The sequence below is a fragment of the Microbacterium sp. NPDC091382 genome (assembly GCF_044757025.1).
Lineage (GTDB): Bacteria > Actinomycetota > Actinomycetes > Actinomycetales > Microbacteriaceae > Microbacterium.
Window position 1 is genome coordinate 172,048 of record NZ_JBIVUD010000002.1, and the last position, 25,279, is coordinate 197,326.

Here is a 25,279-nt window from a genome sequence, read left to right on the forward strand (position 1 = left end):
CTCCCGCCCCGTGGATCACGCGCGCGAGACCGGGAGCGAACGTCCCGCCCATGAGCGCCGCGTCGATGCGATCGCGTGCGCGATCGTCGAGATCATCCGGGACGACTCGTCGTCGGGCGCGCCTACGACGACGGGGACCCCCGTGTCGCCCCCCTCGCGCAGTGCTCGGCTGAGCGGGACCGAGCCGAGGAGCGGCACCGTCTCGGTGTCCGACGAGAGCGCCGCGGCGACGGCGGTGCCGCCACCGCCTCCGAACAGGTCGAAAGCCGTGCCGTCCGGGAGCGTGAAGCCTGCCATGTTCTCGACGACGCCCAGGATCGACTGTCCCGTCTGGCGGGCGACCACGCCGCTGCGAACGGCCACGTCCGCGGCGGCGGCCTGGGGCGTCGTCACGACGACGACCTCGGCGTGCGGCAGCAGTTGACCGACCGAGATCGCGACGTCCCCGGTGCCGGGGGGCATGTCGATGAGCAGAACGTCCAGGTCGCCGAAGTGGACATCGGTCAGGAACTGCTGCACCGTGCGGTGGAGCATCGGTCCGCGCCACGCGACGGCGGGAGAGGCCTCCGGGGGGAGGAACATCCCGATGGAGATCGTCTTCACGCCGTACGCCACCGGCGGGAGCATGAGATCGTTCAGACGGGTCGGCTGGGGTGGGCGGCCGTCGTCGTCGGTCAGACCGAGGAGGCCGGGGATCGAGAACCCGTGGACGTCGGCGTCGATGAGTCCCACTGCGAGCCCCCGCATAGCGAGCGCGACCGCGAGATTCGCCGTGAGCGTGGACTTGCCGACGCCGCCCTTGCCGCTGGTGATCGCGATGACCCGCGTCAGGGAGTCGGCGGTGAAGGCCATCCGCCTGGTGCCCCGGATGCGCTCGACCAGAGCCGAACGCTCCGCGGGCGTCATGACGCCGACATCGACGGCGACTTCGCTGACTCCCGGGACGGATGCCGCGGCATCCCGCACGTCCTGTTCGATCCGATCGGCGGCCGGGCAGCCGACGATGGTCAGCGCGATGCCCACGCGGGCGACGGCATCCGACACGACGATGTCGCGGACCATGTCCAGTTCACCCAGAGGGCGGCGCAGTTCCGGATCGATGACCGCCGCCACGGCGCGGCGCACGTCATCCGCGACGACGGCGCTCACGAGGCGGCGGAGCCGTCGTCACGGCGCTCGACGTCACGCTCGGCGTCGCGCTCGTCGAGGCGCTCGAGCAGCGTCTTCAACTCGTGACGCAGCACGTCGCGACTGATCGCCTCGTTCTGCATGTCGGTGAGAGCCATGCGGAGGGCGACGACCTCGCGGGCGAGGTACTCCGTGTCGGCGAGGTTCCGCTCGGCGCGCTGACGGTCCTGTTCGATCTGCACGCGGTCGCGGTCGTCCTGCCGGTTCTGCGCGAGCAGGATGAGCGGAGCCGCGTACGACGCCTGCAGCGACAGCACCAGGGTGAGGGCGGTGTAGCCCAGTGCGGCGTCGTCGAAGCGCAGCGTCTCGGGACCGACGGTGTTCCAGCCGATCCAGGCCGCACAGAACAGGGTCAGGATGAGCAGGAACGCGGGCGTGCCCATGGCGCGGGCGATCCACTCGGTGAACCGACCGAACCGGTCACGAGAGGGCTGGGGCGTGCGCGTCAGGACGCTCGCCCGTCGTCCGCGGGGAGCTTCGAATCCGGACTTCGGGGCGCGGGCCATCATCGCCGCGCCTCCGGGATCTCCCGCGGCGCATCCTGGGAGCGCCAGTCGTCGGGCAGGAGGTAGTCGATGACGTCGTCGACCGTGACCGTGCCGACGAGGTGTCGCGCCTGATCGACCACGGGCAGTGAGACGAGGTTGTAGCTCGCCAGCAGGCGTGCGACCTCCGCGGCGCTGGCGGCCGTCGTGACGGGCTCGACCGTGTCGTCGATGATCGCACCGAGGCGCTCGTGGGGCGGGTAGCGCAGCATCCGCTGGAAGTGGACGACGCCGAGCAGCCGGCCCGTCGGCGTCTCGTAGGGCGGGAGCGTCACGAACACAGCGGCCGCGAGAGCCGGATGGAGCTCGTGACGACGAATCAGGGCGAGCGCCTCGGCGACCGTCGCGTCCGCGGACAGGACGATCGGCTCGCTCGTCATGAGGCCGCCGGCGGTGTCGGGGCCGTGTACGAGGAGGGCGCGGACGTCCTCGGCCTCTTCGGGCTCCATCAGGTCGAGAAGCTGGCCGGCGCGGGCGTCGGACAGCTGCCCGAGGACGTCGGCCGCGTCGTCGGGCTCCATGGCGTCGAGGACGTCGGCGGCGCGCTCGTCGCCCAGGGCCTCGAGGATGTGCACCTGGTCGTCCTCGGGCATCTCTTCGAGCGCGTCGGCGAGGCGGTCGTCGGGGAGCTCCTCCGCGACCTCGAGCAGCCGCTCCTCGGGCAGGTCGAGGAGCGTGTTGGCGAGATCTGCGGGCTTGAGCTCGGAATAGGACGCGACGAGCAGCTCGGCGGACTGCGTCTGACCCGCAGCCTGGTCCTCTCGCACGTCGTCCCATTGCGCGAAGGTCGTCGGTCCCTTGGCGAAGGGGGATGCACTCGTCTTGGGGCGACGCAGGAACAGCTGTCCGACGTGCCATTCACCGAGGCGATCGCGCTCGATGGCGACGTCCTCGATGACGGCCCGGCCGGAGCCGTCGGTCAGGTGCACGCTCCGGCCGATGAGCTCCGTCATGACCCGGACCTCACCGCCGCGCTGCTCGAAGCGGCGCACGTTGATGAGACCGGTCGTGATGACCTGACCGCTCGCGATCGAGGTCACCCGCCCGATCGAGAGGAAGACGTTGCGTCTGCCGGGGATCTCGACCACGAGACCGACCACCCGCGGAGGGTCGTCCTTGCGGTAGATCACGACCACGTCGCGGACCCGCCCGAGGCGGTCTCCCGACGGGTCGAAGACAGCGCACCCGGTCAGGCGCGCGACGAAGACCCGCTGCGTACTCACTCGACCAGCGTAGTCGGCGGATCCCTCGCGGTTCCTGCGCCCGCGCAAAGGCCGCCGTGCGAGACTGAGCGCATGAGCATGATGGGCGGGGCCCCGAAGGAGCACGGCGCGACGGTTGCCGAGTACACGGCGTACGAGGCGGCGCAGAAGGCCGTGTCGACCCTGATCGCGGCCGACGTCCCCGCGCAGGACATCGCGATCGTCGGACGCGGGCTGCGCTCGGTCGAGCGGGTCACCGGGCGCCTCGGCTACGCGACCGCCGCGCGCTCCGGCGCGATCAACGGCGTGCTGCTCGGCCTCCTCTTCGCCGCGATCTTCGTCCTCGGCAGCCCGGGCGCCGTTCTCCAGCTCTTCGTCGGCGTGATGCTCGTCGGCATCGCTCTCGGCATGCTGCTGAGCATCATCAGCTATTCGATCCTCCGACGCCGACGCGACTTCACCTCCGTGACCCAGGTGATCGCCGACCACTACGACGTCACCGTGCTGCCCCGGAGCATCGGGCGCGCGAAGCAGCTGCTCGGCGCACCCGCCGCGCCGTCGACGCCGCCCGCCCGGCCGATGGACCCAGCCGAGCCGCCTCGCTACGGCGAACGCGTCGCCCCGGGCGCACCCGTGCCGCCGGCGGGGGAGCGCGTCGACCCGGCCCCGACGCCGGCGGCAGGCGAGCGCGTCGACCCGTCGGATCCGCCGCGCTACGGCGAACGGGTCGATCCGGCTCCGGCGCCGCCCGCCCTCCCGCCGCAGGAAGAGGGCCGCCCCGCAGGTCCCGATCCGCAGCGATGATCCCGGTCACCCTGCCGACGGGTGGGGTCGAGCTCAGCGCCAGGGTCGATGACGCCGAAGAGCCCGCGGGCGTCATCGCCCTCGCCCACGGCGCGGGCGCAGGGCACGAGCACCCCTTCCTCGACGGCGTCGCACAGGCCTGGAGCGCCGCGGGATTCACGACGGTTCGGTTCGACTTCCCCTACCGGCAAGCCGGAAGACGGATGCCGGGTCCCGCGGCTCACGCCATCGAGACCTGGGCCGCCGTCGAGACCTACTGCCGAGGCCTGCGACCCGGCATCCCGTTCGTCGCGGCGGGAAAGTCCTACGGCGGCCGCATGGCGTCGATGGCGGCGGCGGAGCGGAGGATCGCCCCTGAGGCGCTCGTCTACCTCGGCTATCCGTTGCATCCGCCGGGGCGTCCCGAGAACGCCCGCACCGCGCACCTTCCGTCGGTGTCCGCTCCGCAGCTGTTCCTCGCGGGCACGAGAGACCCGTTCCTGCAGCCGCTCGTCGATCTCGAGGCCGCTGTCGCGTCCTGCCGGGTCGCGGACATCCGGTGGTTCGAGGGCGGCGGACACTCGTTCGAGGTAGCGGGTGAGAAGCGTCCCCCGGACGAGGTGGGGGCGGCCACGGCGCGCGTCGCCGTGCCGTGGCTCGCCGAGCGGCTTCAGCGTCCCGCTGCGTAGCCCTGCATGCCGCGAGGGTTCGCGGCAGCCCACAGGATGCCGGTGCCGCCGTCCCGTCCGACCGCGGACAGCCGCCCCAGCGACCAGTCCCCGACGGGCGTGACGTGGTGCCCTCGTCGGGCGAGTCCCGCCAGGACGTCCTCGCCGAGTCGGCCCTCGGCGGCGACGCCCGTCGGATCCCAGGTCCGCGGCCAGAACGAATCCACCATCGCCGACGTGTGCAGCGTCGGTGCGTCGATGGCCTGCTGCGCGGTGTACCCGCCCACGAGCATCCGGAGCAGCATCGGCAGTTGCCACTGATCCTGCTGGTCGCCTCCGGGCGTCCCGAGCGCGATCCGTGTGTCGCCGTCGTGGACGAGCGTGGGTGACAGCGTCGTGCGCGGCCGATGACCGGGACGCAGCGCCGCAGGCGAGGACTCGTCGAGCCAGCACATCTGCAGCCGAGTACCGAGGCAGAACCCCAACGACGGGATCGTGGGGGAGGACTGCAACCAGCCGCCCGACGGTGTGACCGAGACGATGTTGCCCCACCGGTCGACGACGTCGATGTGACAGGTGTCACCGCGGGTGTCACCTGTGCGGGCGACGGTGGGTTCACCGGTACCGACCGCCGCGCCGCCTTCTCGACGCAACGGCGGGTGCCAGGGGCGCGCGCCCGGCAGTGTCGCGGGACGCCACTGCGCCGACGCGTGGCCGCCGATCTCGGCCCTGCGCGCAGCGGCGACGGCGTCGGTGAGGAGTGCCGCGACATCCGCACCGTCGCCGAAGTAGGCATCGCGGTCTGCAAGGACGAGCTTGAGGACCTCGATGAGGGTATGCGCGCCCACCTCCGTCGAGGGGTCCAGACGCTCGTCGGGGAGGGGCTCGAGGACGTGCAGAGCCTCCAGGAGCGCGGGGCCCTGGGACCAGGCATCCGCTTTGAAGACCGTGCGGCCCCGGAACGTCACCGACAACGGCGCCTCGTAACGGGCGGGCGGGTCGACGAGGTCGGCGGGCGCGAGGACGGCGGCGTGATCGGTGCCGCTCGAATGGCGGTGAGGGCTGGCCAGGAAGTCGCAGGCATCGGCGAGGAGGCGTCGCCACTCGGCGCGCGCGGCGTCGATCCGCTCACGGCGCTCGTGACCGGACGTGCCGGCTGCCGCGAGGCGACGCAGCACGGCACCGTAGGCGGGGTTCCGGTGCAGTTCGCCGGGCCTCGGAGGCTCGCCGTTCGCGAGCCACAGGTGCGCAGACGACGGCCAGTGATCGCGGAACAGGTCGGCGACCCGATCGATCGTCGCAGCGGCGGAAGGGAGGAACGGATGCCCCTCCTCGGCGTACCCGATCGCGTAGGACACGACGTCGGCGACCGACCACGTGCCGTGGTCGCGCAGCAGGAGCAGCCAGGCGTCGACGGCGGCGGGAATCGCCGCCGCCAGCCCGCCGGCGCCCGGGACGAGATCGAGACCCTGTTGGACGAGGTGCGCGACCGTCGCCCCCGCCGGCGCCGCGCCCTGGCCCATGAGGACCGTCGGAGTCGCGTTATCCGCTGGTTGGAAGAGCCCGACGAGGTCGCCGCCGGGGCCGTTGAGGTGCGGCTCGACGATGTGCAGCACGAACCCGCCGGCGCAGGCCGCGTCGAACGCGTTGCCGCCGCGTTCGAGCACGGCCTGCGCGACGGCGGTCGCGGTGGCGTGGGTGGATGCCGCCATCCCGAAGGTCCCCGTCAGCTGGGGACGCGTCGTGAAGGCGGACGGCGGCGTGTAGCCCGTCGTCGTCATCGCGGGGTCTCAGGCCCGGGCGTGGGCGATCCAGGCCTCGATCTCGTCCGCCGTGCGGGGGATGCCGGCGGACAGGTTCACCGGGCCGTCCTCGGTCATGAGGATGTCGTCCTCGATGCGCACGCCGATCCCCCGGTACTCCTCGGGAACGGTCAGATCGTCGATCTGGAAGTAGAGTCCCGGCTCGATCGTGAACACCATCCCCGGCTCGAGCTCGCCGTCGTAGTACATCTCGCGACGGGCCTGCGCGCAATCGTGGACGTCGATGCCGAGGTGGTGGCTCGTGCCGTGCACCATGTATCGGCGGTGCTGCCCGCCGCGGTCGGCATCGAGTGCCTCCTGGGCGGTCACGGGGAGCAGGCCCCACTCGGCCGTGCGCGTCGCGATGACCTCCATCGCCGCTTCGTGGATGGTGCGGAACTTCACACCCGGTCGTGCCGCGGCGAAGGCCGCGTCGGCCGCCTCGCGAACCGTCTCGTAGATGCGCCGCTGGACGGCGGAGAAGGTACCCGACACCGGGAGGGTGCGGGTGATGTCCGCGGTGTAGAGGCTGTCGACCTCGACTCCGGCGTCGATCAGGACGAGATCTCCCGGTACGACCGCTCCGTCGTTGCGCGTCCAGTGCAGGTAGCAGGCGTGCGGCCCGGATGCCGCGATGGTGTCGTAGCCCTCGCCGTTGCCGTCGGTGCGCGCGCGAAGGTGGAACACCCCCTCGATGGCCCGCTCGCCGCGCGGCGTGTCGATGATGCGGGGGAGCTCGGCGACGATGTCGTCGAACCCTCTGCCGGTCGCCTCGACCGCGAGGCGCATCTGCGCGATCTCGTACGGGTCCTTCACGAGACGCATCTCGGACACGAATCGGGTGAGGTCGTCGTCGTCCTCGACGGTCCTGTCCTGATCGGATGCCTGGAAGGCGTCGACGTGCGCCGTCGGGATGCCGAGCTCTGCGGCGACCTCGTCGAGGGAGGGACGCGGGCCGATCCAGAACTCCCCGATCGCGGCATCCGCGTAGAACTCGGTCGTCGTCCGGTCGGCGCGTTCGCGCAGGTAGAGGGTGATCTCATGCCCGCCGTCGGTCGGATCGAAGACGAGGACGGAGTCGGGGACCGCGTCGGCACCCCACCCGGTGAGGTGGGAGAAGGCGGAGTGCGCCCGGAACGGGTAGTCGGTGTCGTTCGAGCGCTGCTTGTAGGAACCGGCGGGGACGACCAGCCTCGAGCCGGGGAAGGCAGCGGAGAGAGCGGCTCGGCGTGCGGCCGCGTAGGGGGCTTCCGGCCGCGGCGAGGGTCGCGACGAGGGTCGCTCGGCCCAGCCTGTGGAGATCGAGTCCAGGAAGCCGGTGGGGAAGGGCTGCTTGCGGTTGGTGGTCGCTGCAGCCGCAGTCTCGGGGGTCTCCGTTGCGATGGTGTCGCGCTCATCGGTGGTCATCGTCCCAGTCTCGCACCCACCGCCTGTGACGTCAGCCCACCGGCTCCAACTGCACGATGACGGGGCGGTGGTCGCTGCCCGACCCGTCTAGCGAGGTCACGACGACGGATCCCGTCGCACGCCAGGCGTCCGTCGCCATGACATGGTCGATCGGGGTGCCCAGCAGTGCCGGCCAGCCTGTGTCCCACGTGCCGACGGCGCCGTTGCCCGTGACGGAGGCGGCATCGTGGCAGCGACCGAGGGTTCCCCCGTCGGTGCCGAGACGGCTCATGTGGTCGATGGTGGCGTTGAAGTCCCCGGCGAGGATGACGTCGGTGCTCGCGCACTGATCCGCGACCCACCGGAGGTCGCTGCGCCAGTGATCCATGTCGTTCGGCCGCGGCGCGACGGCGTGCACGGCGACGATCGTCGGCCCCTTCCCGTCGACCGGCATCGCGACCACGCTGGGGACGATCGATGTGTTGCGTGTTCCCGCCGAATCCGATGTCACGACGGCGTAGTCGCCGAGATCGGGAGAGATGAGGAGCGTCGTATAGGTGGCATCCCACCCCTGGTAGTTCTCCTCGTGCACCCACATCGGGTTCCCGCGCTCGCGCATGGCGACCGCGATCGCCGTACCGGTCTTCTCGGTCGTCTCGGGAAGTGCGACGACGTCGACGTCCATCGCGATCGCCGTCTGCACGATCGCGTCGACGTCGGTCGCCTCGCCGGCAGTGTTCCACGTCATCACCCGGATGCTGTCGGCGGTCGGTTCGGGCAGTCCCGACGTCCCGAGACCGCGGAAGGCCAGGATGCCGACGTTCGCCGCGCAGGCGAGGATGCCGATCATCGCCAGGCCGGCACCGAAACCACGTGTCCGGCGTCCGAGACAGACGAGCAGGCCCAGAAGGGCGAGGACGGCGAACCCGACCGCGACCAGGGGGCGGAGGGAGACGAGTTGCGCGATCGGGAACGTCTGCTCGAGGCGGAAGAACTGGGGCCATGTGAGGATCGCGGCACCGATGGCGGCGGCGATCGTGAAGAGGATCCCCGTCAGTCGCAGCACACCACGACACTAGGCGGGGAGGCTGGGGAGTTTCTGCGCGCGGTACGCTCGTGAGCATGTCCGCCGGGTCGCACGATTCCTCTGGCCCGCACGGGCCGGGCGATCTGCATCTGCACTCGGACCACTCCGACGGGACCGAGCCGCCCTCGGCCGTCATGGCGGCGGCGCACCGCCACGGCATCCGCACCGCCGCACTCACCGATCACGACACGACGTCGGGATGGGCCGAGGCCGCCGAGTCGGCGGTGTCCCTCGGGATGTCCTTCCTTCCGGGCATGGAGCTCTCCGCACGTCACGAGTGGCGGAGCGTGCACGTGCTCGCGTACCTCATCGATCCCGAAGATGCAGCCCTGCGCGCGCTGACCGACCGCATCCGCGAATCCCGGCTGACGCGTGCGCGCACCATGGCGGACCGGATCGGGCGCGACTACGACCTGACCTGGGAGGACATCGAGGAGCAGACCGCCGACGGCGCGACCGTCGGACGCCCGCACATCGCCGATGCGCTCGTCGCGCGCGGGCACGTCCGCGATCGCGGGGAGGCGTTCGGCGGCATCCTGTCACCGGCGAGCGAGTACTACGTCGCCCTGTACGCCCCGGACCCCGTGACCGCCGTCGCCGCCGTCGCGGGGGCGGGCGGTGTGCCCGTGATCGCGCACCCGGCGGGTCGTGCGGGGCTGCTCCCGAACCGCATCGTCCGAGGCATGCTCGAGGCGGGGCTCGCGGGCTTCGAACTGGGGCACCGCGAGAACGTCGAGCCCGCGCTGGGAGAGCTGCGCCGACTCGTCGCCGACCGGAATCTCATCGCCACCGGGTCCAGCGATTACCACGGCCGCGGCAAGCCGAACGTCCCCGGCGAGAACACCACCTCCGAGCAGGCGATCACTCGGATCCTCTCCCTCGGGACGGGGAGCTCGCTCGTCACACCCTGACGGGCGCGGGCTCAGGCGCCGGCCGCGGGAGTGCCGGAACCCGACCCGCCACGACGGCGCCGACGGCGACGCGCCGGAGCGGGCTTGCCGTCGTGGTGCTCCTTGCCGGCGCCGTCGTGCGTGCCCGCACCGTCCACGGCGCGGTCGGCGCCCGCTGACGATGCGGGGGCGGAACCGGATGCCGCCGCGTCGCCGTCCGCGGCGAACGTCGCACCGACCTTGGCCTCGCCACCGCCTGACCGACGACGGCGACGGCGGCGGGTTCCTGCTTCGGGCTGGTCCGCCGCGGCGTCGGCGGCACGTGCGGGAGCCGAGGACCCGCGCGCCGGAGCCGCCTTAGGCGCGGTGGCGATGCGTCCCTTGGTGCCGGCGGGGATGTCGAGGTCCGTGTAGAGGTGCGGGCTCGAGGAGTACGTCTCGACGGGCTCCGGCTGACCGAAGTCGAGGGCACGGTTGATCAGGGCCCACTTGTGCAGGTCGTCCCAGTCGACGAAGGTCACCGCGATGCCGGTCTTGCCGGCACGGCCGGTGCGGCCGGCGCGGTGCAGGTAGGTCTGCTCGTCGTCGGGGATCGTGTGGTTGATGACGTGGGTCACATCGTCCACGTCGATGCCGCGGGCGGCGACGTCGGTCGCGATGAGCACGTCGCGCTTGCCGGCCTTGAACGCGGCCATCGAGCGCTCTCGCGCTTCCTGGCTCATGTCGCCGTGGACGGCGCCCGCGCTGAAGCCCCGGTCGCCCAGCTCGTCGACCAGGCGCTGCGCGGCGCGCTTGGTGCGCGTGAAGATGACGGTCTTGCCTCGTCCTTCAGCCTGCAGGATGCGCGCGATGACCTCGTCCTTGTCGAGCGAGTGCGCGCGGTACACGACGTGCTTGATGTTGGCCTGCGTGAGCCCCTCGTCCGGGTCGCTCGCGCGGATGTGGATGGGGTTCGACATGAACCGGCGCGCGAGGGCGACGATCGGGCCGGGCATCGTCGCCGAGTAGAGCATCGTGTGACGAACGGGCGCGACCTTCTGGAAGATCTTCTCGATGTCGGGGAGGAAGCCGAGGTCGAGCATCTTGTCGGCCTCGTCGAGGACGACCTCGGTCGCGTGGGAGAGATCGAGCAGACGCTGGTTGTTGAGGTCGATGAGGCGACCCGGGGTGCCGACGACGATCTGCGCGCCGGCCTTGAGCTGATCGATCTGACCCTCGTAAGCCTTGCCGCCGTAGATGGCGACGACGCTGGTGGCGCGCCCCGAGGTCAGCATGTCCATGTCCTCGTAGACCTGGACGGCCAGCTCGCGCGTCGGCACGACGATCAACGCCTTGACGCCGGGCTCCGGGTTCAGGCCGAGGCGCTGGACGACGGGGATGCCGAAGCCGAAGGTCTTGCCGGTACCGGTCTTCGCCTGGCCGATGATGTCCTGGCCGGGAAGGCCGAGGGGGATGGTCTGCTCCTGGATGGGGAAGGTGTCGACGATGCCCTTGGCGGCGAGGACGTCGACGATGTCCTGATCGACGCCGAGCTCTGCGAACGTGGTCATGCTTTTCCGTGCCTGTCTGGCGGTGAGATGCCGCCGTGATGTGGGTCCACGCCCTTCACTCAGCCCCAGGCGCGGGGTCCCGATCCGACGCCGGGACAGATCCACCCTACCGGAGGGGGGCCTCTCGCCCCGTAGGCTGAGCGTGTGGTGAGGTGGTTCTGGCAGCGACGGCGCCCCCCCGGGCGCATCCTGCGATTGCGTTCCCGCGATGAGGCGAGCGACGTTCGTCGTGTCGACTTCCAGCAGCTCGCCCCGGACGTGGCTACCTACCTCGGGCAGGCCGCCTACCTCCAACTCGGGTACGCCGAGACTCTCAGCGCGGTCATCGAGCGGAGTCCTGAGCTCGCGCACAAGGAGTCGCTCTCGCGAGCCACCGGCGCGGCGTTGTCGAAGCACCAGGCGCTGGTCGAGCTCATCCGCGATCGGGGAGACGACCCTCTCGAGCTGATGCTGCCCTTCCGCGAGCCGCTCGACGCCTTCCGGCAGGCGACGCACGGGGCGCGTCCGCTCGAGACGATGCTCACCGTGCACGTCACCGCGGGGTTGCTCGACGATTTCTACCTGTCCCTCTCGGGAAGCTACGGCGAGACCGGTCGACGTGCGGCTGCGATCCTCCGAGCGGATGCCGACCGCTCCGCGCTGGTCGCGATCATCTCCGACGCCATCTCGGTCGACAACGAACTGCGCTCGCTCTTGAGCCTCTGGGGCCGGCGCCTCGTGGGGGACACTCTGCTCGTGGCGAGGGGTGCGCTTCGTCCGAGCGCGACGGATCGGCCCGGCGCGCTCGACCGGGACGACGAGAAGCAGGTCGAGCCGGTGTTCACTCAGCTCCTGGGCGCCCACTCGCGCCGGATGACCGGGATCGGCCTCGACGCCTGAGCCGGGCGATCAGGCGATGCCGAGGTCGCGCTGCGTACGCGCGTCGCGGGAGGCGCGTGTGCGCGAGAGGACGAGCAGTGCGATCGGGGTCACGACGACGGGCGCCGCGATGCTCGCCAACCAGATCCAGCCGCCGTCAGGACCGGCGCCGGCCCAGGTGAGCGCCGTCCACGTCGCCGCCCCGACGAGTGCCCCGAGGATCGGTCCGACCGACACGCCGCGCAGCGAGCGGAGCGGAAGCGCGAAATGAGCGGACGCGCCGGCGATCGCTCCGAAGACGAGCGCCAGGACGACGAGCATGTCAGGCGACGAAGCCCACGCGGCGGGACTGGTCGGTGCCCACCTCGACGAAGGTGATGCCCGCGGTGGGGATGAGGTAGGTCGCGCCCTTCGAGTCGGCGAGGGTCACGTAGTTCGCGCCGCTGTCGAGTGCAGCGCTGACCGTCTGCTTCACAGCCTCGGCGGTCTCGTTCGAATCGAAGCCGAGCTCGCGCGAGTTGGCGATGCCGATGCGGATCTCCACGGTGATGCCTGCCTTTCCCGGCCCGGGTCTCCGGGCGCGTCTCGAGCCTACGACACCCGTCGGACCCGGGATGCGGTGGACTGCTCGCTGTCGGCGAACGGCTCGGGTCCGCACTCCCGGGGCGCCGTGACGCGGGTGTCCGCCGTCCCGGTTAGCGTGGATCGCATGCCCGCTGTGTCTCCACTGTCCGACCCGGCGCAGGACGTGGTGATCGCGCTTCCCGACGCGGTCTCCGGCGTCGTCATCGGCGCGCCGGGTACGGGGAAGACGGCGACCCTCGTGGGCCGCGTCGTCGCCCTCGTCCACCGGGGGATGGCGCCGGAGCAGCTGCTCGTGCTGACCCCCACCCGCGCCGCCGCCACCGCGCTGCGCGATGAGCTCGCCGTTGCTGTCGGCGTCGCCACCAGCGGTCCGCTCGCCCGATCGGTGGCGGCCTTCGCCTATCAGGTGGTGCGTGCTCACGCCGTCCATCGAGGCGACGAACCCCCGCAGCTTCTGACCGGCCCGGATGAGGACCGCATCATCGCGGATCTGCTCGCCGGTGACGCGGACGACGAGCAGGACGCGCCGTCCCGGTGGCCCGAGTCGCTGCCCGCCGACATCCGTTCCACGTCCGGTTTTCGAGCCGAGATCCGTGCCTTCCTGGCCGAGATGACGACGCTGGGCATCGAACCCGATCGGCTCATGGCGCGGGCGACCGCGACGGACCGGCCCGCGTGGGCGTCGCTCGCATCGTTCGCGCGGGAGTACCGCGCGGTCCGGGCCCGCATGCGCGGTGCCCATCGCGACGCCGCGGGACTCGTGCGAGAGGCGGTCGGACTTCTCCGTGACGCTCCCGCCGGCTCGCCCGCGCTGGGCGCGGTGTCGGGCCTGCGGGCCATCCTGGTCGACGATGCGCAAGAGCTCACGCTCGGCGGAGTCGAGCTGCTCGAGGCGTGCCGCGCGCGGGGCATCGCCGTTCTCGCCTTCGGCGACCCCGACGTCGGGTCGGGGTCGTTCCGCGGCGCCCATCCCGAGAACTTCGCCCGGCTCGCCACGACGACGCACGTCCTCGACCGGGTCCACCGGGGCACGGCGGCGCTGCGCGATCTCACGGCGCAGGTGACGTCGCGGATCGGCGCGGCGGGGCTCGTCGCGCACCGGCATCCCCCTGTCGGTGTCGATCCCGACGAGAGCGTCCGTGCCTACACGCTGCGATCGGGAGCCGAGGAGTTCGATGTGATCGCCCGGTTCCTGCGAGAACGCCACGTCCACGACGGCGTCCGCTGGGAGGACTGCGCGGTGATCGCACACGACTCGCGCCAGGTGACGGCGCTCGAGGCGGAGCTGTCGGCCCGCGACGTCCCGACGGCGGCCGTCGGTCCCGCGCGCGCCCTCGCCGAGACGGGCATCGTCAGAGACCTCCTGCGCACCGTCGACCTGGCGGCCATCCCGGAGCGGGACCGCACCGACGACGACGTGCTCGACGCCCTGGTGGGCGGCGGACTCGATCCGGTCGAGCTGCGTCGCCTCCGCGCGGCCCTCCGACACGCAGAACTGCGAAGCGGTGGTGAGCGCACCGCTCGCGACCTCCTGGCGTCCGGCATGCGGCATCCGATCGAGTTCGACGTGGTGGACACCCCCGAGGCGCGCCGGGCCGCTCGCGTCGCGCGCACCCTCGGCGACCTGGGAGATCAGTTGCGCGGCGGATCGACCGCTCACGAGCTCCTGTGGACCGTCTGGGAGCAACGAGGGCTCGAACGCCAGCTGCGTTCCCTCGCCGACGGTCAGGGGTCGCTCGCCGACGGGGCCCGTCGAGACCTCGACGCCGTCGTCGCCCTCTTCGAGGCGGCCAAGCGCCACGGGGAGCGGGAGGACGGGACGGCCCCGATCGACTATCTGCGCGCCCTGTTGCACTCGGAGGTTGCCGAGGACCGGCTGCGGACCGGGACGATGACCAGCGGCGTTCAGATATCCACCCCGGCGGCCGCGCTCGGCCTCGAGTTCGACACCGTGATCATCGCGGGGGTGCAGGACGGAGTGTGGCCGAACCTCCGATTGCGCGGGAGCCTCCTCGAGACCGCGCGTCTGGCCGAGGAGGACACCGACCTCGACACGGCTGACCGTCGTCGAGCGGTCCTGCACGACGAGCTCCGACTCTTCGCCCGTGCCGTCTCGCGCGCCCGCTCACAGCTGATGGTGACGGCGGTGGACGATGACGACGCGGGCCCGAGCGTCCTGTTCGAGCTGCTGCCCCCGGCCATGCCGGCACCGCGGTCCGCGGAGCACCCGCTGACGCTGCGCGGTCTCGTGGCGTCACACCGTCGCACACTCACGGACCCGCGAACCGCGGAGCCGGCCCGAACGGATGCCGCGGGCCAGCTCGCGCTCCTGGCGGCGGCCGGGGTTCCCGGCGCCGATCCGACGCAGTGGTACGGGCTGGCCGAGCCGACCTCGACGGCACCCATCCGAGATCTCGACGCCGCGCCGCTGCGCATCTCGCCCTCCCGCATCCACGCTCTCGAACAGTGTCAGCTCGACTGGGTCATCGGCGACCTCGGCGGCGACTCCGGAACGGCCGTCGCGGGCCTCGGTACGCTCCTGCACGCCGCTCTGGAGCGGGCCGACGGGGCAGACGTGGACGCACTGTGGGCGTTCGTCGAGGACGGGTGGTCGCAGCTCGAGTTCGATGCGGCCTGGATCGATGAGGCCGAACGCCGTCGCGCCCGTGACCTCGTCGAGAGGCTGGCGGCCTATCTCCGCGACACCGAACGGGAGGGGACCACCCTCGTGGGTGCGGAGCCGCACTTCGAGGTCGCGCTGCCCGTGCCGGATGCCGCGCACCCGGCGATCCTCTCGGGCTACATCGACCGCGTGGAGCGCACGCGGGACGGCCGCGTCGTCATCGTGGATCTGAAGACGGGGCGATACGAAGCGACGGGGGACAAGGCCGCCGCGGAGAACCCGCAACTGGCTGCGTATCAATTGGCCTTCGAGCGCGGAGCGATCCCCGAGGCGGCCGGAGCCGAGGCGGGCGGCGCGAAGCTCCTCGTCCTCAAGGGGACGCGTCACGCGCCCTACGCCCAGCCCCGGCAGGCACCGTTCGACGATGAGACGCGCGCCGCGTTCCTCTCCCGTGTCGACGAGGCGGTGCGCGTCATGCGCAGCACCTCGTTCGTCGCGCCGTTCGAGGAGCACTGCCGTGACGACCACACCCGCGGGCTCTGCCGCATCCACACGATCGGCCCGGTGAGTTCCGCGTGAGCGCTCCCTTCGTCAGTCCCGAAGCCGTCGCGGCGGCGCTCGGTCAGTTCCCGCCGACGGCCGAGCAATCGGCGGTCATCTCGGCGCCACTGTCTCCGGCGCTCGTCGTCGCGGGTGCCGGGAGCGGCAAGACCGAGACGATGGCCGGCCGCGTCGTGTGGCTCGTCGCCAACGGACTCGTCCGCCGGGATGAGGTGCTCGGGCTCACCTTCACCCGCAAGGCCGCGGGCGAGCTGGGGGAGCGCATCGGGTCTCGCCTTCGTCGCCTGGCGGAGTTCGAGCGGCGCGGGCTGCTCCCGCAGCTCGAGCGACTGCACGCCGAGGGCCGTCTCGTCGTCTTCGGCGAGCTCGAGCGGGCGGGTGCGCCCGAGGGCGCACGTCGCGCGGCGCTCGATGCGCTGGCTCCCGAGCCCTCCGCCCCGGATTCGGGCGACTCACTTCTCGAGCGGCCGGTCGTCTCGACCTACAACAGCTTCGCCGACGCCATCGTGCGCGAGAACGCGGTCCGGATCGGCCGTGACGCCGAGGCCGTGGTCCTCAGCGAGTCGGCGGCATGGCTTCTCATGCGTCAGGTGGTGCTGTCCTCCGATGACCCGCACCTTCCCGACCGCCCCGAGCGCCCGTCGACCATCATCGATGCCGCCCTCCGGATCGCGCGCGACAGCGTCGACAACCTCGTCGACCTCGCCGACCTCGATGCGTTCGCACGCGGGTTCCAGGACGTCCTCGAGAGACCGAGCGAGCGAGCGGGCACGACCGTGTACGCGGACGTCCGCGCGGCGGCAGAGAAGGTCTCGGGGCTCACGGTCCTGACCTCCCTCGCACGCATCTATGACGCCGAGAAGCGTCGGCGCGGGCTGATCGACTTCTCCGATCAGGTAGCCGGCGCTCTGCAGGTCGTCCGTGCGCACCCGTCGGTCGCCGACGATCTCCGGCAGCGCTACCGGGTCGTCCTGCTGGACGAGTACCAGGACACCTCCGTCGTGCAGACGGATCTGCTCGCGACCCTGTTCCGGGAAACGGCCGTGATGGCCGTCGGCGACCCGCATCAGTCGATCTACGGCTGGCGTGGCGCCAGCGCGGGCAACCTCGGCGACTTCTCGCGGTCCTTCGATCCGGATGCCGGGGCTCGCACGTACTCGCTGCTCACGAGCTGGCGCAATGGCGTCGACGTGCTCCGCGCGGCGGGAGCCGTGCTCGCGCCGCTCGACGCACCGGTCGAGGTCGGTGCTCTCCGTCCGCGACCGGGAGCGCCCGCCGGCCGCGTCGACATCGCCGTGGAGGACGATGTCGATGCGGAGGCCGATGCGGTGGCCGAGTGGTTCCGCAGCGTCCGTGCTGATCGGCGACGCGTCGGCCGTCCGACGACCGCCGCCGTGCTCGTGCGCAGCAAGAAGCACATGGTCCGGTTCGCCGATGCGCTGGGCAGGCGGGGCATCCCTCATCGCATCCTCGGTCTGGGCGGGTTGCTCTCGACGCCGGAGGTCGTCGACGTGGTCGCTGCGTTGCGTGTGATCAGCGACCCTCGCGCGGGATCCGCCCTCATCAGACTGCTGGCGGGACCGAGATGGTCGATCGGGCTCGCCGACCTGCGGGAGCTCGCCCAGGTGGCGGCGCGCCTGGTCCGACACGACACGGCGTTGCAGCCCTTGCCGCCCGAGCTCGCCGAGACGATCCGCTCGTCGGCGGGAGATGAGGGCGGTTCGCTCGTCGCGGCGCTCGATTTCGTGTCGCGGCAGAAGCCGGACCACGGTTGGCTGAGCGGGTTCACCCCGGCGGCGCGGGGGCGGCTGAGGGAGGCCGGCGCCGTGTTCGCCGGACTGCGCCGGGCTGCGGGTCTGCCGATCCCGGAACTGGTCCGGCTCGTCGAGGCGGAACTGCGGCTGGACATCGAGCTCGCCGCGAACGAGTCGCGCGGCCCGGCCCGGACGGCATCCGATCAGCTCCGTGCCTTCATCGACGAACTGCACGGCTTCCTGCAGACGGATGAGCGGGGTTCGCTGGCGAGTCTGCTCGCGTGGCTCGACCGGGCGGAGCGGGTCGACGAGTTCGCGCCGCGCACGGAGCCTCCCGAGGACGACGTCGTCCAGCTTCTGACGATCCACGGCTCGAAGGGCCTCGAGTGGGACGCGGTCGCCGTCGTCCGCGGCGTGGAGGAGGAGCTGCCCGCTCGGCTGCAGGACGGAAAGGGCTGGCTGGCCTTCGGCGTGCTGCCCTACTCCTTCCGTGGAGACAGGGAGTGGTTGCCCGATCTGAGATGGCGCGCGCACGACGCGCCCAGTCAGCAGGATCTGAAGGCGGCCCTCGGGTCCTTCACCGACGGCATCCGCGAACGCCACCTGGCCGAGGAGCGCCGTCTCGCCTACGTCGCCGTCACCCGGGCGCGAGAGCACCTGCTGCTCTCGGCGTCGCCGTGGGCAGGGACCAAGAAGCCGCGCGCGCTGAGTCGATTCCTCACCGAGGTCGCGACAGAGCTCGAGATCCCGCTCCCCGAGACCGATACGACCGAGAACCCCTACGACGGGGCGCGCGCCACGCTCGAGTGGCCCCTCGACCCGTTGGGCGCGCGTGCGGGGAGGGTTCGAGATGCCGCCGTCCGCGTGCAGGAGGCGATGACCTCCGCATCGGCAGTGCCGAGTCGTGACCTCGAGCTGCTCCTCGCCGAACGGACCGCGCGCGCGGCCGGTGCGGAGCGGGTCGCTCCCGCCCGCATCCCCGCATCGCGGTTCAAGGACTTCGTCGCCGACTACGACGCCGCAGCGACCGCCGTCGCCCGACCGCTCCCGGAGCGGCCCTATCGGCAGACGCGGCTCGGGACCCTGTTCCATTCGTGGGTCGAGCAGCGGTCGGGCCTCGTGGGAAGGTCTCGGTCCAGCGACGACGTGCTGTGGGACGACGACGAGGATGCCGGATCGATGTCGGCCGCCGATGCCGACGCCCTCGACCGCTTGCGGGAAGCCTTCCTGGCGTCCGAATGGGGACCGCTGCAGCCGATCGAGGTGGAGACCGAGATCGACTTCGTCGACCCCGACGCCCTCGGCGACGGACGCCCGCACATCGTCATCTGCAAGCTCGACGCCGTCTACCGGCGCGGAGACCGCATCGAGATCGTCGACTGGAAGACGGGCCGCCCGCCGCGCACGGCCTCCGAGCGAACCGAGCGGATGCTGCAGCTAGAGCTCTACCGCAAGGCGTACCACGCCAAACACGCGGTGCCGCTGGAGATGATCGACGTCGCGCTCTTCTACGTGGCCGACGGTCTCGTCCTGCGGGGATGATCCGACGCGGAGCCGGTCCTGTCGGGTGTCAGGCGGTTCCCGTCCAGCGGCGGAGCGCATTCTTCGCGGCGTCGTCGGGATCCCGATCCTCGGCTGCCGGTGCCTCATCGGTGCCGGGCCAGTCGCTGAACTCGATGGGCTCGGTCTCCAGGTCGGTTCGGGATGTCGCCGGTTCCGGGGCGTCGTCCTCGTAGCCGTCGAGCATTCCGGGATCGTAGGCGTCGGTCTGCATCGACGTGTCCACCGACTCCGTGGTCGCGGCGGGAACACGCCCGAGCGCTGCGATCGCATCGTCGATGCTGACCGTGCCGGAGCCGATCGGCGGCTCGTCGCGGACACTCTCATCGAGGGAGGTGAGAAGCGCCACGGCATCCGTCGTCACCGACTCGGACCCGGATTCGTGCCCGTGCACGAGCCACTTGGCGAACTCGAGCTCGGCGTGCAGGCGGGCACGCTCGGCGATCATCGTGTCGGGGGAGCGTCCGGCGGCCCCGGCGTACGCGGCGACGACGTCGGCGGCGGCGTCGGGAGCGCTGGCGATCCAGCGGAGGTCCTCGGCGGGGTCGCCGACGCTCAGCCCGCCCCAGCTCAACAGACCGTCGACGATCGGCACGCCGTCGACGTCGACCACGGTGAACGCCGACGGGTCGATGCCGCCCAGGGTGACCGTGGGCTCGACGTTCCAGAGCCCGTCGAGCGCGATGGCACGGCTCCAGCGGCGCAGCAGCCCGAACGGCAGGCGCCCCGTCGCCTCGGCGCGGTCGAGCAGGCGTTCAGTGTCGGAGCGCACCTGGGCGGCGCTGCGGGAGGGAAGTCCTGCGCTGTGAACGATGGAGGTCGGCAGATCGTGGATGCCGGCGATCGCCGTCGCGATCGCCGTTGCCACCCCGCGACCCGGCGGGATGTGCGCGGCGTCGACGCGGTATCCGCTCAGGTGCGTCTCGACCTGAGCGGTGCGGCCGTCGATGCGCGCGCGGCCGAGGATCTCGGGAGCGCGGAACGGCAGCATGGCGCGGACGCCGGGAGTCAGTGCGGCAAGAGCGGCGGCCTCGCGCGACGCGTCGGCGTCGGCCTCGTCGCTCTCGGGGACGCGGACGACCAGACGTGTGCCGTCGTCGAGGTGCACGAGTGCACTGTCGTAGCGCCCGGCGGCGTCCTCGCTGAGTCGTCCGACCGCGGTGATGCTCGTGCGCACGCCCGACGCCTGCGAGAGGGCCGCCGTCGCCGCCGCGGCTAGAGTGAGAGGAGAGCGTGCCATGCCCCCAGGTTAGGCGGGGCCCGCCGCCGCGTATTCGCGCCACGCCCGCAAGAGAGGTCCTCGATGACGACGAAGGACGTCCCGCCGCCACTGGCTCGAGCGGTCATCGACCGCGCAGCCGAAGAGCGGCTCGACGAAGGTCTGCTCACCCGCATTCGAGAGGATGCCGACACGCGGGTGCTGCTGCTGCACGGCGACCGCGCCCCGCTCGACGAGACGTCGGCGCTCCGTTGGCTCGCCCCCGATGTCGTGCCGGCGGACGCTGTCTGGGCGTTCCTCGGGCGCGACGCCGCGCACCGCGCCGTCGCGCTGGCGGCGCTGCCCGCGTCGGCCGCCGAACCCGCGGTCGACGCCCGGGACTGGGGCAGCCTGCGTGTCATCGGGGGAGATCTCGATCCCGATGAGGCCGGACGCGTCGTGCAGGGCCTCAGTCTCGGTCGATGGCTGCTGGACGCCCCGTTCTGTCCGACCTGCGGAGGGGCGACGGAGATCCAGCAGGCGGGCTGGTCCCGGCGTTGCCTGGTCTGCGGGCGACAGCACTTCCCCCGGACGGACCCCGCCGTCATCGTGGCCGTCGCGAGCGCCGACGGCGAGCGTCTGCTGCTCGGGCGTAACGCCGCGTGGGGGGACATCCCGGTGTATTCGACCTTCGCCGGCTTCGTCGAGGCGGGGGAGTCCCTCGAGACGACGGTCGAGCGGGAGGTCGCCGAGGAGGCCGGTGTGCGCCTGGACCGGATCGTCTACCGCGGCTCCCAGCCCTGGCCCTATCCGCGCTCGCTCATGCTCGGTTTCACCGCGTACGCCGTCGCCGACGACGAGGCCCGTCCGGACGGGGAGGAGATCCTGGATGTCCGTTGGTTCACGCGCGCCGAGATCCGCGAAGCCCTCGAGGGACGCGGCGACGTCCGGCTTCCGGGGCCTGCGTCCATCGCGCGGAGCCTGATCATCCGGTGGGTGGGGGAGTGAGCTCGGACCCCCTCGCCGATCTGGACGACCGGCAGCGTGAGGCTGCGAGCACCCTCCGGGGCCAGGTGTGCGTGCTCGCGGGTGCGGGGACCGGGAAGACCCGTGTCATCACGCACCGGATCGCCCACGGTGTCGACACGGGCGCCTACTCGCCGCAGCGCGTGATGGCCGTCACGTTCACGACGAAGGCGGCGGGGGAGCTCCGGGGCCGCCTCCGGGCTCTCGGGGTGGAGGGCGTCGCGGCGCGCACGTTCCACGCGGCGGCGCTCGCGCAGCTGAACTTCTTCTGGCCCCAGGTCGCCGGAGACACCGCGCCCGCGATCGTCGACAGCAAGGTGCGGCTCCTCGCCCACGCCGCGGACGGCATCGGGCTCCGGCTGGATGCGTCGACCCTCCGCGACGTCGCCTCGCAGATCGAGTGGCGCAAGGTCACGATGCGGTCGATCGAGGACTACGCGCACGCGCGGCCCAGTGGCATCCCGGGCCTCTCGATCGATCCCCTCGTCGGACTGCAGCGCGCGTACGAGAAGCTGAAGGACGAGCGGCGTCAACTCGACTTCGAGGACGTCCTGCTCGCCTGCGCGGGCATGATCGAATCCGAGCCCCGCGTCGCGACCGCGGTGCACGAGCAGTACCGCCACTTCACCGTGGACGAGTATCAGGACGTGTCGCCGGTGCAGCACCGCCTGCTCGAACTGTGGCTCGGCGATCGAAAAGACCTGTGCGTCGTCGGCGACGCGAGCCAGACCATTTACTCGTTCGCAGGGGCCGACCCGCGGTACCTGCTCGACTTCTCTGAGCGCGACGACGACGTCACAGTCGTCCGCCTGGAACGGAACTACCGATCGGATGCCGCGGTCCTGGCCGTCGCGAACGAGCTCATGCGCGGGCGGCCCGGTGCCCTCCAGCTCGTCACGGCCGCCCCGGCAGGTCCCGCCCCCGAGGTGACATCCTACGATGACGACGCCGCGGAGGCGGACGGCATCGCCGACCGCATCGAGGCGCAGCTGAAGGCCGGCATAGACCCGAACGACATCGCGGTGCTCTACCGACTGAACGCACAGTCCGCGCCGCTTCTGGCCGCGCTCTCCTCCCGCGGCATCGCGGCGACGGTTCTCGGCGGAAAGCGGTTCTGGGACCTTCCCGAAGTCCGTCAGGCGCTCCTTGCGCTGCGCGGCGCGTCCGTCGCGCCGCTGTCCGGATCGTTCATCGCGACGGTGCGCGACGTGCTGCGCTCGCTGGGGCTCACCGATGAGGCACCCCCCGCAGGCGGCGCGCTCCGCGACGCCTGGGAGGCCCGCGCGGCTGTTCTTCGGCTGGCGGAGGAAGCACCGGAAGGGACGAGCCTCCGGGCCTTCACGGACGAACTGACCGCCCGGGCCAGAGCCCAGCACGAACCGGCGATGCGGACGGTGACCCTCGCCACCCTCCACGCCGCCAAGGGGCTGGAGTGGGCCCACGTGCACGTGATGGGACTCAGCGAGGGCCTCCTGCCGATCTCGTACGCGACGACGTTCGAGCAGATCGACGAGGAGCGACGTCTCGCCTACGTCGGCGTCACGCGGGCCGCGCGAACCCTGTCGCTGTCGTGGGCGCAGCGCTCGGGGAATCGGGAGCGTCAGCGATCCAGATTCCTTCAGGAGATCGGCAGAGACACGATCCGTGAGGGCGGTGCTCGCGGAGCACGCGCCGGTCGTCGGTCGCGCTGACCGCGACCGATCGCCCGGCGTCCCCCGCCCGGAGCATCCGCGCGGCGAGGGTGGCCGCTTCGACGAGGAGCAGTGGGTCCGTCGGGACCGACGGTCGGGCGAGCAGTTGTGCGGCGACGAGAGGCCAGCCCGGGTCACGCTCCCGCCGCTCGGCGTGGACGCAGGCGACGCAGGCTGTCTCACCGGGAACGACGAGCGGTCCGACCACGACCCGGTCGCCGGAGAGCTCGACGACGAGGTGAGGGACGTCCTGCGCCGTGAGGCGCGCAGCCCGACGCGGGTCGACCAGCCGGGCGGCGACGAGCACGATCGGATCGCGCCCCGGCGGGATCTCCCACCGCGCGGAGGCCGTGACGGTCACCCCGGCGCCTGCGATCCCCGCCAGAAGCGTCTGCTCATCCCTGAGCCCCATATCCGCCGGGAGCTCGACCCGGGCGCGAGGGCTCACGGTCTCGGTGGTGACGAGCGCGTCCTCGATGCGGTGGAGGAAGGCGCTCGCATCGGCATCGCTCGCGCCGAGTTCCCGGGCGAGCGGCGCAAGGCGTGCATCCGGGATGCCGCTGACGAGCTGATCGAGCAGATGCTCCTGCCAGGGATGCAGCTCCGTCAGAGGCTCCGCGTCGTCGATACCCAGCTGAACGCTCGTCGGCGTCCGCCAGAGCGGTGGGTGCGAGGGGGCGAGACGGAGCATGCGGCGATTCTGCCGACAGCCCTCCCGCACCGCGCCGCCCATCCACACCCGCCGTGATCGGGACGTTGTCACGTCCTCTGTGGAGGAGGCGCCGATTCAGACCGGGCGTGGGCCGGTCGGACCGTCGTCGCCCGAGCCGTCACCGGCGTCCGGAGCGTCACCGGGCGGCAGCGTGTCCCCGGGCGATTCCGTGGTGCCCCCCGCCGCCGCCTCCTCGTCGAGGAGAGCTGCGAGGGCGTCGTCGAACGCGTCGCGCTCAGGTTCCTCGCCGCGCTGGCGCGCCTGAAGACGGGCGATCAGGCCCGCGGGGTCGTCGATGTCCTCGGCCGTCGGCATCAGGTCGGGGTAGTCCCACAGTCCGTCGCGGACCGTCGGCCCGACGGCATCCGTCACGGCTCGCCACATCGACGCGGCCTCACGCAGGCGACGAGGACGCAGCTCGAGGCCGACGAGAGAGGCCATCGCCTGCTCGCCGGGACCTCCGACGGCGCGGCGACGGCGCACCGCCTCGGCGATCCGATCGGCTGAGGGGACGCGCGCGGTCGCATCGGCGGTGACCACGTCGACCCACCCCTCGATCGTGGCGAGGAGGTTCTCCAGCCGGGTGAGGGCGGCGACCTGAGCCTCGGAGCGCTGCGGCAGCAGCGCTCCGCTCTCGATGGCGGCCTTGAGCTCCTCGGGTGCGGACGGGTCGAAGCGCGACGCGAGGTCCTCGAGGGCGTCCGTATCCACGTGGACGCCGCGGGCGAAGTCCGTCACCTGCGAGATGACGTGCAGGCGCAGCCACCGTGCGTGTCGGAAGAGGCGGGCGTGAGCCAGCTCTCGGGTAGCGAGGACGAGCGCGAGCTGGTCCTCCTCGATCTCGAGATCGCGGCCGAAGTCCGCGAAGTTCTGCGGCAGGATCGCGGCGTCGCCGGTCGGCATGAGAGGGATGCCGACGTCGCCGCCGCTGACGACCTCGAGGGAGAGCTTGCCGATCACCGACCCGAGTTGACCGGCGAAGAGCGCACCCCCGACGCGCCGCATGATCCGTCCCGCACCCTGGATGGCCGACCGCATCTCTTCGGGGGTCTGCGACTCGAGCGCAGCCATGAGCGCATCGCTGATCGACGTCGCCACCGGCTCGGCGAGCTCCTGCCACACCGGCAGCGTGGCCTCGACCCACTGGCCGCGCGTGATGGGGTGCGGTGTCTGAGCGAGTTCGGCGATGGCGGTGACCTCGCTGAGCCACAACGAGGCGAGCGCGAAGGCCTGGTCGAACTCCGTGCGGGCCCCGGCGCTGATGCCGAGTCCGTCGCGGTTCGCGATGTGCAGCGCCTGCGTCTTCGCGGCCGACCAGTCGAGTCCGTCGTCGTCGCCGTCGGAGGACATCGCGGACTGGAACTGACGCATGATGTTCTGCATCATCGCGGGGTCGATGCCCATGCTGGACAGCTGGCGGAGCTGCTCGGGGTCGATTCCTCCCTGCCCCCCGAGCATGCGCCGCAGCATCTCCGCAAGGTCGTCGTCGCCGGGCAGATCGTCGTCCGCGGGATCGGTCATGTCAGGCGCCTTTCAGCAGGGGGGAGACGTCTCGTTCTACGCTAGTGGCAGGTTTTCTCCGCCCGGTCCGAGCGGGAGACGTCCCGTGT

19 protein-coding genes are annotated in these 25,279 nt (G+C 71.7%); 8 read left to right on the plus strand and 11 right to left on the minus strand.

Annotated features, from left to right (window positions below; genetic code table 11):
• Window positions 1-15 precede the first annotated feature (15 nt).
• From ACIQLK_RS08245 to ACIQLK_RS08255, 3 genes are read right to left on the minus strand one after another with little or no spacing between them, the layout of a single operon-like run.
• Window positions 16-1,149 (minus strand): Mrp/NBP35 family ATP-binding protein, encoded by a 1,134-nt coding sequence (locus ACIQLK_RS08245; RefSeq protein ID WP_400364116.1) that lies wholly within the window; start codon window positions 1,147-1,149, stop codon window positions 16-18.
• Entirely contained in the window at window positions 1,146-1,694 is a 549-nt protein-coding gene (locus tag ACIQLK_RS08250) for a DUF1003 domain-containing protein (RefSeq protein WP_400364917.1), read from the minus strand. The genes ACIQLK_RS08245 and ACIQLK_RS08250 overlap by 4 nt, the downstream gene beginning before the upstream one ends.
• The gene (locus ACIQLK_RS08255; protein WP_400364118.1) at window positions 1,694-2,956 is read right to left on the minus strand and encodes a magnesium transporter MgtE N-terminal domain-containing protein; all 1,263 of its coding nucleotides are present in this window, start codon (window positions 2,954-2,956) and stop codon (window positions 1,694-1,696) included. The genes ACIQLK_RS08250 and ACIQLK_RS08255 overlap by 1 nt, the downstream gene beginning before the upstream one ends.
• A 72-nt stretch (window positions 2,957-3,028) precedes the next feature.
• Here ACIQLK_RS08255 and ACIQLK_RS08260 point away from each other — a divergent pair, with 72 nt between their 5' ends.
• A complete protein-coding gene (locus tag ACIQLK_RS08260) occupies window positions 3,029-3,739 on the plus strand; it encodes a general stress protein (RefSeq protein ID WP_400364120.1) in 711 nt (236 codons plus the stop codon).
• The gene (locus ACIQLK_RS08265) at window positions 3,736-4,407 is read left to right on the plus strand and encodes an alpha/beta family hydrolase (RefSeq protein ID WP_400364121.1); all 672 of its coding nucleotides are present in this window, start codon (window positions 3,736-3,738) and stop codon (window positions 4,405-4,407) included. Before ACIQLK_RS08260 ends, ACIQLK_RS08265 begins: the two co-directional genes overlap by 4 nt.
• Here ACIQLK_RS08265 and ACIQLK_RS08270 read toward each other — a convergent pair.
• The 3 genes from ACIQLK_RS08270 to ACIQLK_RS08280 are packed head-to-tail and all read right to left on the minus strand — an operon-like array spanning window position 4,389 to window position 8,640.
• The gene (locus ACIQLK_RS08270; protein ID WP_400364123.1) at window positions 4,389-6,167 is read right to left on the minus strand and encodes a gamma-glutamyltransferase family protein; all 1,779 of its coding nucleotides are present in this window, start codon (window positions 6,165-6,167) and stop codon (window positions 4,389-4,391) included. The two genes, ACIQLK_RS08265 and ACIQLK_RS08270, sit on opposite strands and share 19 nt — an antisense overlap.
• 9 nt (window positions 6,168-6,176) lie before the next feature.
• Window positions 6,177-7,595: an aminopeptidase P family protein gene (locus ACIQLK_RS08275; RefSeq protein WP_400364125.1), complete on the minus strand. Its 1,419-nt coding sequence runs from the start codon at window positions 7,593-7,595 to the stop codon at window positions 6,177-6,179.
• A 31-nt stretch (window positions 7,596-7,626) separates the two neighbouring features.
• Entirely contained in the window at window positions 7,627-8,640 is a 1,014-nt protein-coding gene (locus tag ACIQLK_RS08280) for an endonuclease/exonuclease/phosphatase family protein (RefSeq protein WP_400364127.1), read from the minus strand.
• A gap of 56 nt (window positions 8,641-8,696) precedes the next feature.
• Here ACIQLK_RS08280 and ACIQLK_RS08285 point away from each other — a divergent pair, with 56 nt between their 5' ends.
• Entirely contained in the window at window positions 8,697-9,572 is an 876-nt protein-coding gene (locus ACIQLK_RS08285; protein ID WP_400364128.1) for a PHP domain-containing protein, read from the plus strand.
• 11 nt (window positions 9,573-9,583) lie between these two features.
• Here the strand turns inward: ACIQLK_RS08285 and ACIQLK_RS08290 are convergent, their stop codons facing one another.
• Window positions 9,584-11,101 carry a DEAD/DEAH box helicase gene (locus tag ACIQLK_RS08290; protein WP_400364129.1) on the minus strand — a complete coding sequence of 506 codons (1,518 nt, stop codon included), beginning with the start codon at window positions 11,099-11,101 and terminating at the stop codon, window positions 9,584-9,586.
• A 144-nt stretch (window positions 11,102-11,245) separates the two neighbouring features.
• Between ACIQLK_RS08290 and ACIQLK_RS08295 the strand changes: the two genes are divergently transcribed.
• A complete protein-coding gene (locus tag ACIQLK_RS08295; RefSeq protein ID WP_400364130.1) occupies window positions 11,246-11,980 on the plus strand; it encodes a ferritin-like fold-containing protein in 735 nt (244 codons plus the stop codon).
• 9 nt (window positions 11,981-11,989) lie between these two features.
• Here ACIQLK_RS08295 and ACIQLK_RS08300 read toward each other — a convergent pair whose 3' ends face one another.
• Entirely contained in the window at window positions 11,990-12,280 is a 291-nt protein-coding gene (locus ACIQLK_RS08300; RefSeq protein WP_400364132.1) for a hypothetical protein, read from the minus strand.
• A gap of 1 nt (window position 12,281) precedes the next feature.
• Window positions 12,282-12,503, minus strand: a complete 222-nt coding sequence (locus ACIQLK_RS08305) for a DUF3107 domain-containing protein (RefSeq protein WP_400364134.1) — start codon at window positions 12,501-12,503, stop codon at window positions 12,282-12,284.
• 165 nt (window positions 12,504-12,668) lie between these two features.
• Between ACIQLK_RS08305 and ACIQLK_RS08310 the strand changes: the two genes are divergently transcribed.
• Entirely contained in the window at window positions 12,669-15,746 is a 3,078-nt protein-coding gene (locus ACIQLK_RS08310; protein WP_400364135.1) for an ATP-dependent helicase, read from the plus strand.
• Complete coding sequence (locus ACIQLK_RS08315; protein ID WP_400364137.1) at window positions 15,743-19,024, plus strand: UvrD-helicase domain-containing protein; 3,282 nt, start codon at window positions 15,743-15,745, stop codon at window positions 19,022-19,024. The genes ACIQLK_RS08310 and ACIQLK_RS08315 overlap by 4 nt, the downstream gene beginning before the upstream one ends.
• A 28-nt stretch (window positions 19,025-19,052) precedes the next feature.
• Here ACIQLK_RS08315 and ACIQLK_RS08320 read toward each other — a convergent pair whose 3' ends face one another.
• Window positions 19,053-20,282, minus strand: coding sequence for a phosphotransferase (locus ACIQLK_RS08320; protein WP_400364138.1), 1,230 nt, complete (start codon window positions 20,280-20,282; stop codon window positions 19,053-19,055).
• A 63-nt stretch (window positions 20,283-20,345) separates the two neighbouring features.
• Between ACIQLK_RS08320 and nudC the strand changes: the two genes are divergently transcribed.
• Both nudC and ACIQLK_RS08330 read left to right on the plus strand, forming a co-directional pair.
• Window positions 20,346-21,248, plus strand: a complete 903-nt coding sequence (gene nudC, locus ACIQLK_RS08325; RefSeq protein ID WP_400364139.1) for an NAD(+) diphosphatase — start codon at window positions 20,346-20,348, stop codon at window positions 21,246-21,248.
• Window positions 21,245-22,957, plus strand: a complete 1,713-nt coding sequence (locus ACIQLK_RS08330) for an ATP-dependent helicase (protein WP_400364141.1) — start codon at window positions 21,245-21,247, stop codon at window positions 22,955-22,957. The genes nudC and ACIQLK_RS08330 overlap by 4 nt, the downstream gene beginning before the upstream one ends.
• 787 nt (window positions 22,958-23,744) lie before the next feature.
• On the opposite strand, the gene ACIQLK_RS08335 is transcribed toward ACIQLK_RS08330, so the two are convergent.
• Window positions 23,745-25,190 (minus strand): zinc-dependent metalloprotease, encoded by a 1,446-nt coding sequence (locus ACIQLK_RS08335; protein ID WP_400364142.1) that lies wholly within the window; start codon window positions 25,188-25,190, stop codon window positions 23,745-23,747.
• Window positions 25,191-25,279: the final 89 nt, after the last annotated feature.

What these genes read in the sequence shown, in the direction of transcription:
- ACIQLK_RS08250 (WP_400364917.1), bottom strand. Translation starts at nt 1,694, where the DNA reads ATGGCCCGCGCCCCGAAGTCCGGATTCGAAGCTCCCCGCGGACGACGG.
- ACIQLK_RS08270 (WP_400364123.1), bottom strand. Translation starts at nt 6,167, where the DNA reads ATGACGACGACGGGCTACACGCCGCCGTCCGCCTTCACGACGCGTCCC.
- ACIQLK_RS08260 (WP_400364120.1), top strand. Translation starts at nt 3,029, where the DNA reads ATGAGCATGATGGGCGGGGCCCCGAAGGAGCACGGCGCGACGGTTGCC.
- ACIQLK_RS08265 (WP_400364121.1), top strand. Translation starts at nt 3,736, where the DNA reads ATGATCCCGGTCACCCTGCCGACGGGTGGGGTCGAGCTCAGCGCCAGG.
- ACIQLK_RS08320 (WP_400364138.1), bottom strand. Translation starts at nt 20,282, where the DNA reads ATGGCACGCTCTCCTCTCACTCTAGCCGCGGCGGCGACGGCGGCCCTC.
- ACIQLK_RS08300 (WP_400364132.1), bottom strand. Translation starts at nt 12,280, where the DNA reads ATGCTCGTCGTCCTGGCGCTCGTCTTCGGAGCGATCGCCGGCGCGTCC.
- ACIQLK_RS08275 (WP_400364125.1), bottom strand. Translation starts at nt 7,595, where the DNA reads ATGACCACCGATGAGCGCGACACCATCGCAACGGAGACCCCCGAGACT.
- nudC (WP_400364139.1), top strand. Translation starts at nt 20,346, where the DNA reads ATGACGACGAAGGACGTCCCGCCGCCACTGGCTCGAGCGGTCATCGAC.
- ACIQLK_RS08290 (WP_400364129.1), bottom strand. Translation starts at nt 11,101, where the DNA reads ATGACCACGTTCGCAGAGCTCGGCGTCGATCAGGACATCGTCGACGTC.
- ACIQLK_RS08335 (WP_400364142.1), bottom strand. Translation starts at nt 25,190, where the DNA reads ATGACCGATCCCGCGGACGACGATCTGCCCGGCGACGACGACCTTGCG.
- ACIQLK_RS08285 (WP_400364128.1), top strand. Translation starts at nt 8,697, where the DNA reads ATGTCCGCCGGGTCGCACGATTCCTCTGGCCCGCACGGGCCGGGCGAT.
- ACIQLK_RS08310 (WP_400364135.1), top strand. Translation starts at nt 12,669, where the DNA reads ATGCCCGCTGTGTCTCCACTGTCCGACCCGGCGCAGGACGTGGTGATC.